Origin of the sequence: Salipaludibacillus neizhouensis, from assembly GCF_002886185.1 — a bacterium.
GTDB lineage: Bacteria > Bacillota > Bacilli > Bacillales > Salisediminibacteriaceae > Salipaludibacillus > Salipaludibacillus neizhouensis.
On the sequence record NZ_KZ614148.1, the window covers coordinates 258,201 to 259,795 of the forward strand.

Sequence of the window (1,595 nt, forward strand, 5' to 3'; positions counted from 1 at the left end):
GATATGTTGTATTCAAACATATTGGTCACGTTAAAGAAATTCCAAATACTTACGGGGAATTATGGAAGATATTTGATAAGGAAGGATATAGAATAAAAGAAGGAATGCCTGAAATTGAAATAGTAGACACTAATATGTACGGGAAAGAAGAAACAGATGAATATGAAATGGAAATTTGGATACCTGTTGAATAAGTAGAATCTTATTCAGCTAACTGGTGCTTTTCTTCAATAGTAAAACATAAGTGATCTTCCGCAATCAGGCGCAAATCTTTAATAAGGATTGTGCCCTTTTTTGTGTACAGGGCCATTTAATAGAATAAGGCTTATTTAGCTCAAGGGGAGTAATGTTTAGTTCATGATATAATAAATTATTATTTTAAAATGTAAATATTTACAAAGGGTGGATCTTACTTGAACATTCAGTTTTACTTAGACAAAATCGTGGCATTATTTAAAGAAGAGCTCAAGGAAAATTTGGTAGGCATTTATTTACACGGATCATTGGCAACGGGATGTTTTAATCCGAAGGAAAGTGATATCGACTTTTTCGTTGTCATAAAAGAAAAACTGACAACAAAAAATAATAAGCGAATTGCAAAAATGGCTTTATCTTTACATGATGAGATGCCCATTGAACGCGGCATTGAGTTTAGCGTTATTTTGGAAACTCACCTTAAACCATTTATTTATCCGACACCTGTAGAATTTCATTATTCTGATTATCATCAGGAAAAATATCAGGGAGACGAAAATTATCTTTGCGGAGGATTCGTAGATGATGATTTTGCATCACAAATGGTTGTTGCCTATTATCGAGGAATACCTTTATACGGCAAGCCTCTTCGAGATGTTTATAAACCTATTGACAGACAATTTTATATCTCGTCCATTCTTCACGATGTAAAGGATTCCTCTCAGAACATCATTGATAACCCTATGTATCTAACCTTGAATTTGTGTAGAGTTCTGTTCTTCCTAAAAGAAGGTGTAATATCATCGAAAAAAGAGGGTGGGGAATGGGGAATTAAGACATTATCCCATGAATACCAAAGATTGGTTCAAACATGTTTAGATGAATACACTGGAGAAGCCAATAAAACTGAGTATGATAATAAACAGTTATTGAATTATGCTGACTATATGTTGAGTGAAATTAATCAACTAATTTAACAAACAGGTTTCTATATGCTAAATGGACTCTAATTGTCTTTAAATCCTTATTAAACAATCAGGCGCAATTCTGTAATATGGATTGCGCCCTTTCTTTGTTAATAGGGCCATATGGTGGAAGATCAATATAATTTTTTTATCAGAAGATAATAACAAATAAAAGTTATAATTGGAAAATTTATGTTAATATGATAATAGAGAATATAAGAGTTTGTGAAGTTTTTCACTTAAACTCCCTCAGTGTGATTGTTATATCTCTTGAATGCTCACTTATTCGCAGGATTCCATAACCCTTCATAAGGGAACAGCGGAGGATTGGAATGAGTGATGATTGTTTAGGCTACATGAAGGCGTGCTTGAATAAAGGAGTTAGATGAAACTCCATTTTTTACCATATTCTGCACGTATTCTCCACGCCGCCCC

Annotated in this window: 2 protein-coding genes; both read left to right on the forward strand. The window is 33.4% G+C overall.

The window, feature by feature from the left end; all coding sequences use genetic code 11:
• On the forward strand, positions 1-194 hold a 194-nt coding region (locus CEF18_RS24140), incomplete at its 5' end, for a GyrI-like domain-containing protein (protein WP_190238723.1).
• A gap of 219 nt (positions 195-413) precedes the next feature.
• On the forward strand, positions 414-1,172 hold the full coding sequence (locus CEF18_RS24145) for an aminoglycoside adenylyltransferase domain-containing protein (RefSeq protein WP_183041275.1): 759 nt from the start codon (positions 414-416) through the stop codon (positions 1,170-1,172).
• Positions 1,173-1,595 lie beyond the last annotated feature (423 nt).